A 5,850-nucleotide genomic window follows, 5' to 3' on the forward strand; every position below is an offset into this window, starting at 1 on the left:
CGCCGACGGGCGGGCCCGCGAGCACGGGCCCGCCCGTCAGACCCCAGCGGTGGAGCGCGGGACGCGGCCCGGGAGGCCGTCCCGACGGCCGTGGCGGATCGGACCTGGAGGTGCGGTGGCGCGCGTCATGGGACGGGACACCGTCCTCGAAGCCGCCGGGCCCTGTGCCCTCCCGGCGCGGGTCCGTGAAGATCCGCCGGACGGGCCTTCGGTCCGCGGTGTCGTCGGCCGGCATCGTCGCTGTCCCCTCCAGTCGTGCCTGGCGCGGCTGCCGGGGATCCGGGGCCCGCGGAACCACCACGGGTGTCGCGGCCCCGGGACGGCCCGGCACAAGGGCCGGGCCGGTCAGGCGCGCTCGGCGGCGAGTGCGTGTACCGCGTCCGCGAACGCCTCGCCTCGCTTGTTGTAGTTGGCGAACATGTCCATCGAGGCGCAGGCCGGGGCCATCAGTACCGTGTCCCCCGGCTGTGCGAGCCGTGCCGCTTCGCGGACCGCCGCCGACATCGCCCCAGTGTCGGTCCGGTCGAGGTCCACGACCGGGACTTCGGGCGCGTGTCGCGCGAGGGCTTCCCCGATCAGCGCGCGGTCGGCGCCGATCAGGACGACTCCGCGCAGCCGCTTCGCCGACGCCGTGACGAGTTCGTCGAAGGCCGCGCCCTTGGCGAGACCGCCCGCGATCCAGACGATCGGGTCGTATGCCGCCAGAGAGGCTTCGGCGGCATGGGTGTTGGTGGCCTTGGAGTCGTCGACGTAGGTGATTCCGGCGACTTCCGCGACCAGTTCGATACGGTGCGGATCGGGACGGAAGGAGCGCAGTCCGTCACGTACGGCGGCCGGCCCGACACCGAAGGCACGGGCCAGGGCCGCCGCGGCGAGCGCGTTGGCGATGTTGTGCGGTGCCGGCGGCTGGACGTCGGAGACCTGGGCCAGCTCCTGGGCCCGCTCCCGACGGTTCTCGACAAAGGCGCGGTCGACCAGGATGCCGTCCACGACGCCGAGTTGGGAGGGCCCGGGAGTGCCGAGTGCGAAGCCGATCGCCCGGCAGCCCTCCTCGACATCGGCCGCCCGCACGAGCTCCTCGGTGGCCGGATCGGCCGCGTTGTAGACACAGGCGACGGTATTGCCCTCGTAGATACGGCCCTTGTCGGTGGCGTACGCCTCCATCGAGCCGTGCCAGTCGAGATGGTCGGGCGCGAGATTGAGCACGGCGGCGGAGTGGGCGCGCAGGCTCGGCGCCCAGTGGAGCTGGTAGCTGGACAGCTCGACGGCGAGGACGTCGTACGTCTCCTCGCCGGTGACGGCGTCCAGCAGCGAGACCCCGATATTGCCGACGGCCGCAGTGCGAAGTCCCGCCGCCGTCAGGATCGAGGCGAGCATCCTGACGGTCGTGGTCTTGCCGTTGGTGCCGGTGACCGCGAGCCAGGGAGCCGCGTCCGGGCCGCGCAGCCGCCAGGCCAGCTCCACATCGCCCCAGATCTCCACACCGGCCGCGGCGGCGGCCGTGAAGAGAGGCTTGTCCGGCCGCCAGCCGGGCGCGGTGACAACCAGCTCGGTGGCCTCGGGCAGCGTCTCTCCGTCCCCGAGGCGCACCGTGATCCCGAGCTTCTCCAGCTCGGCCGCCTGAGCGCGGGCGCGCTCGTCGTCCCCGTCGTTGACGACGGTGACCTCGGCGCCGAGACCGCGCAGGACCCGGGCCGCCGGGACCCCGGAGACCCCGAGACCCGCGACGGTGACCCGCTTGCCGTGCCAGTTCACTTCTCGGCCGCCCAGCCCGCGTAGAAGAGCCCCAGACCCACGATCACACACATGCCCTGGATGATCCAGAACCGGACCACCACAAGGACTTCGGACCACCCCTTGAGTTCGAAGTGGTGCTGGAGCGGCGCCATCCGGAAGACCCGCTTGCCGGTCATCTTGAAGGAGCCGACCTGGATGACCACGGACATCGTGATCATCACGAACAGACCGCCGAGGATGGCCATCAGGAACTCCGTACGGGAGCAGATCGCGAGACCGGCGAGCGCGCCGCCGAGCGCGAGCGAGCCGGTGTCCCCCATGAAGATCTTGGCGGGCGAGGTGTTCCACCACAGGAAGCCGAAGCAGGAGCCCATCAGGGCCGAGGCGACGACGGCGAGATCGAGTGGATCCCGTACCTCGAAACACGCGTTGGGATTGGTCAGTGTCACGGCGTTCGCACAGGACTCCTGGAACTGCCAGAGCCCGATGAAGGTGTACGCGCCGAAGACCATCACCGAGGCACCGGTGGCCAGACCGTCCAGACCGTCGGTGAGATTCACGCCGTTGGACATCGCGAGAATCATGAAGAGCGCCCAGACCACGAACAGCACCGGGCCGATCGACCAGCCGAAGTCCATGATGAACGACAGTCTGGTGGAGGCAGGCGTGTTGCCGCGGTAGTCGGCGAACTGGAGCGACAGCACCGCGAAGGCGATACCGACGATGAGCTGGCCCGCCATCTTCGCCTTGGCCCGCAGACCCAGCGAACGCTGTTTCACGATCTTGATGTAGTCGTCCAGGAACCCGACGAGTCCCATGCCGGCCATCAGGAAGAGGACGAGCACACCCGAGAACCTCGGGTCCTCGCCGGTGATCACCTTCGCCAGGGCGTAGGCGATCAGTGTGGCGAGGATGAAGGAGATGCCGCCCATGGTGGGCGTGCCCTTCTTGCTGCCATGCGTACGCGGGCCGTCGTCCCGGATGAACTGCCCGTATCCCTTGCGGGCCAGGAGCTTGATCAGCAGCGGTGTGCCGATCAGGGTCAGGAAGAGCCCGATGGCTCCCGCGAAGAGGATCTGCCTCATCGGTCGGCGACCTCGCCCTCGCTGGCGCTTTCGAGCAGTGCCAGGGCGACCCGTTCAAGACCGGCCGACCTGGAAGCCTTCACCAGCACGACGTCTCCCGGACGCAGCTCACTGCGCAACAGGTCGACCGCCGCCCGCGCGTCGGACACGTGCACCGACTCCTCACCCCACGAACCCTCGTTGTAAGCGCCCAATTGCAGCCAGGACGCTTCCCTGCCCCCGACTGCCACGAGCTTGCTGACGTTGAGCCGGACGGCGAGCCGTCCGACCGCGTCGTGCTCGGCGAGCGAGTCGTCCCCCAGCTCGGCCATCGGGCCGAGCACCGCCCACGTACGGCCCCCGGCGGCCCGTGAGGCACCGCCCATGGCGACCAGCGCGCGAAGCGCCGCTCTCATGGATTCGGGATTCGCGTTGTAGGCGTCGTTGACGATCGTCACGCCGTCCGCGCGCTCGGTGACCTCCATACGCCAGCGGGAGAGGGTTCCCGCCTCGGAGAGCGCCACGGCGATCTCGTCGACGGACATGCCCAACTCATGGGCGACGGCGGCCGCGGCGAGCGCGTTCGACACGTGGTGCTCACCGTACAGCCGCAGTGTCACGTCCCTGCACCCGGAGGGTGTTCGAAGCAGGAAAGAGGGCTGTCCGGTCTCGGTGAGACGGACGTTCTCTGCCCGTACGTCTGCTTCGCCCGCCTCTCCGAACAGCAGGACGCGGGCCTTGGTGCGCGAGGTCATGGCGCGTACGAGCGGATCGTCGGCGTTGAGCACGGCCACTCCGCCCTCGGCCGCGGACGGCAGGGACTCCACCATCTCGCCCTTGGCCTCGGCGATCCGCTCACGGCCGCCGAACTCGCCGATGTGGGCGGTGCCGACGTTCAGTACGAGGCCGATCCTGGGCGGCACGAGCCCGGTGAGATAGCGGATGTCGCCGACGTACCGGGCGCCCATCTCCAGCACGAGATAGCGGGTGTCCTCGACGGCCCGCAGAGCCGTCACCGGGAGACCGATCTCGTTGTTGAGATTGCCCTCCGGCCAGACGGTCGGCCCGAGGCGGCGCAGAAGCTGTGCGATCAGATCCTTGGTGCTGGTCTTGCCGGCGGAGCCGGTGAGGGCGACGGTGGTGGCGCCGAGGCGTTCGACCACGGCGCGGGCGAGGGCGCCGAGCGCCTGGACGACATCGTCGACGACCAGGGCGGGCACACCGACGGGGCGGGTGGCCAGGACGGCCACCGCGCCCGCGGCAACAGCGCGCTCCGCGTAGTCGTGACCGTCGGCACGCTCGCCCGCGAAGGCGGCGAAGAGGCCGCCGGGCTCCACCGCGCGGGAGTCGTACACGACGGATCCGGTGACCCGGACGGACTGATCCGGTATGTCGTGCGGCTGCCCGCCGACGATTGCGGCGATCTCGGCGAGGGAGAGGGCGATCACTGGGTCATCCCTGACTGTTGTTCTCGTGGCGGTGCTCGTGGCGCTGCTCATGACATGGCTCGGCGCGGTGCTCATGGCCGGGCTCGTGTCCTGTCCCGTGTCCCGGCTCGTATCCCGTCCCGTGTCCCGGCTCGTGCCGCAGCGAGCGCTCGATGGCCTCGCGCAGAACCTGGCGGTCGTCGAAGGCGCGTACCACTCCGGCGATGTCCTGGCCCTGCTCGTGGCCCTTGCCCGCGACCAGTACGGTGTCATCGGCGTGCGCGCGGGAGACGACGGCGGCGATCGCGGAGGCGCGGTCGGCGTCGACCAGCACATCGCCGCGCTCATGGACCGGCACCTCGGCGGCGCCGGCCAGCATCGCGGCGAGGATCGCGAGCGGATCCTCCGAGCGCGGATTGTCGGAGGTCAGTACGGCGGTGTCGGCGAGCCGGGCGGCGGCGGCCCCCATGGGCCCGCGTTTGGTCTCGTCGCGGTCGCCGCCGCAGCCGAGGACGATATGCACCTTGCCCTTGGTGACCTTGCGCAGGGAGCGCAGGACCGATTCGACGGCGTCCGTCTTGTGGGCGTAGTCGACCACGGCGAGATAGGGCTGGCCCGCGTCCACCCGCTCCAGCCGGCCCGGCACTCCGGGCACCGCGGCGATACCGTCCGCGGCGGTGTGCGGATCGATCCCGGCGACGGCCAGGGTGACGACCGCGGCCAGGGTGTTGGCGACATTGAACGGGCCGGGCAGCGGCGCCTCCGCCCGTACGCGCTCGCCCCTGGGGCCGACGGCGGTGAAGGTGGAGCCGTGCGAGCCGACCTCGACGTCCTCGGCGCGCCAGTCGGCGTCCGGATGGCCCTCGGCGGAGAAGGTGGTGACCGGGACGGTGGCCTCGACCGCGAGCCTGCGGCCGTAGGCGTCGTCGTAGTTCACGACACCGGCCCTGCTGCGCTCGGGCGTGAACAGCCGCGCCTTCGCCTGGAAGTAGTCCTCCATCCCGGAGTGGAACTCCATGTGCTCCGGGCTGAGGTTGTTGAAGACGGCGACATCGAAGACACAGCCGTCGACCCGGCCGAGCACCAGGGCATGGCTGGAGACCTCCATGGCGACGGAGTCGACACCACGCTCCCGCATGACGGCGAAGAGCGCCTGGAGATCGGTGGCCTCCGGAGTGGTGCGCTCCGACTTGATGCGCTCGTCGCCGATCCGCATCTCGACGGTGCCGATCAGGCCCGTACGGTGGCCCGCGCCGCGCAGTCCGCCCTCGACCAGATACGCGGTGGTGGTCTTGCCCGAGGTGCCGGTGATACCGATCTGGAGCAGATCGGGGCCGGGATGGCCGTAGATCTCGGCGGCGAGTTCGCCCATGCTGCCGCGTGGATCGGGGACGACCAGGACGGGCAGTCCGGTGGCCCCGGCCCGCTCGGCGCCCGCCGGATCGGTGAGGATGACGGACGCGCCGAGGTCGGCGGCCTGGGCGGCGAAGTCGGCGCCGTGGAAGCGGGCGCCGGGCAGGGCGGCGTAGACGTCTCCTGGGCGTACCGCCCGCGAGTCATGGGTGATGCCGGTCGCCTCGCCGCGGGCCGCGGGCCTCCCGGGGCCCTCTCCCGCGGCTGGG

5 protein-coding genes are annotated in these 5,850 nt (G+C 70.8%); all 5 read right to left on the minus strand.

The genetic code is table 11. From position 1 onward, the window contains the following. Positions 1-235: hypothetical protein (locus GA0115259_RS41275; RefSeq protein ID WP_218104247.1), on the minus strand; the 235-nt coding region annotated here is incomplete at its 3' end. Between the two features lie 110 nt (positions 236-345). Next, a complete protein-coding gene (murD, locus tag GA0115259_RS29975; RefSeq protein WP_370748718.1) occupies positions 346-1,755 on the minus strand; it encodes a UDP-N-acetylmuramoyl-L-alanine--D-glutamate ligase in 1,410 nt (469 codons plus the stop codon). Further along, a complete protein-coding gene (mraY, locus tag GA0115259_RS29980; protein ID WP_093602830.1) occupies positions 1,752-2,822 on the minus strand; it encodes a phospho-N-acetylmuramoyl-pentapeptide-transferase in 1,071 nt (356 codons plus the stop codon). The genes murD and mraY overlap by 4 nt, the downstream gene beginning before the upstream one ends. Continuing rightward, positions 2,819-4,249: a UDP-N-acetylmuramoyl-tripeptide--D-alanyl-D-alanine ligase gene (gene murF / locus GA0115259_RS29985; protein WP_093602832.1), complete on the minus strand. Its 1,431-nt coding sequence runs from the start codon at positions 4,247-4,249 to the stop codon at positions 2,819-2,821. The genes mraY and murF overlap by 4 nt, the downstream gene beginning before the upstream one ends. 4 nt (positions 4,250-4,253) lie before the next feature. Next, a partial coding sequence (locus tag GA0115259_RS29990) for a UDP-N-acetylmuramoyl-L-alanyl-D-glutamate--2,6-diaminopimelate ligase (protein WP_093602834.1) occupies positions 4,254-5,850 on the minus strand: 1,597 nt, incomplete at its 5' end.

This window comes from Streptomyces sp. MnatMP-M17 (assembly GCF_900091995.1).
Classification (GTDB): domain Bacteria; phylum Actinomycetota; class Actinomycetes; order Streptomycetales; family Streptomycetaceae; genus Streptomyces.

Excerpts from the sequence above, each read along its gene's own strand:
- mraY (WP_093602830.1), bottom strand. The coding sequence starts at position 2,822 with ATGAGGCAGATCCTCTTCGCGGGAGCCATCGGGCTCTTCCTGACCCTG.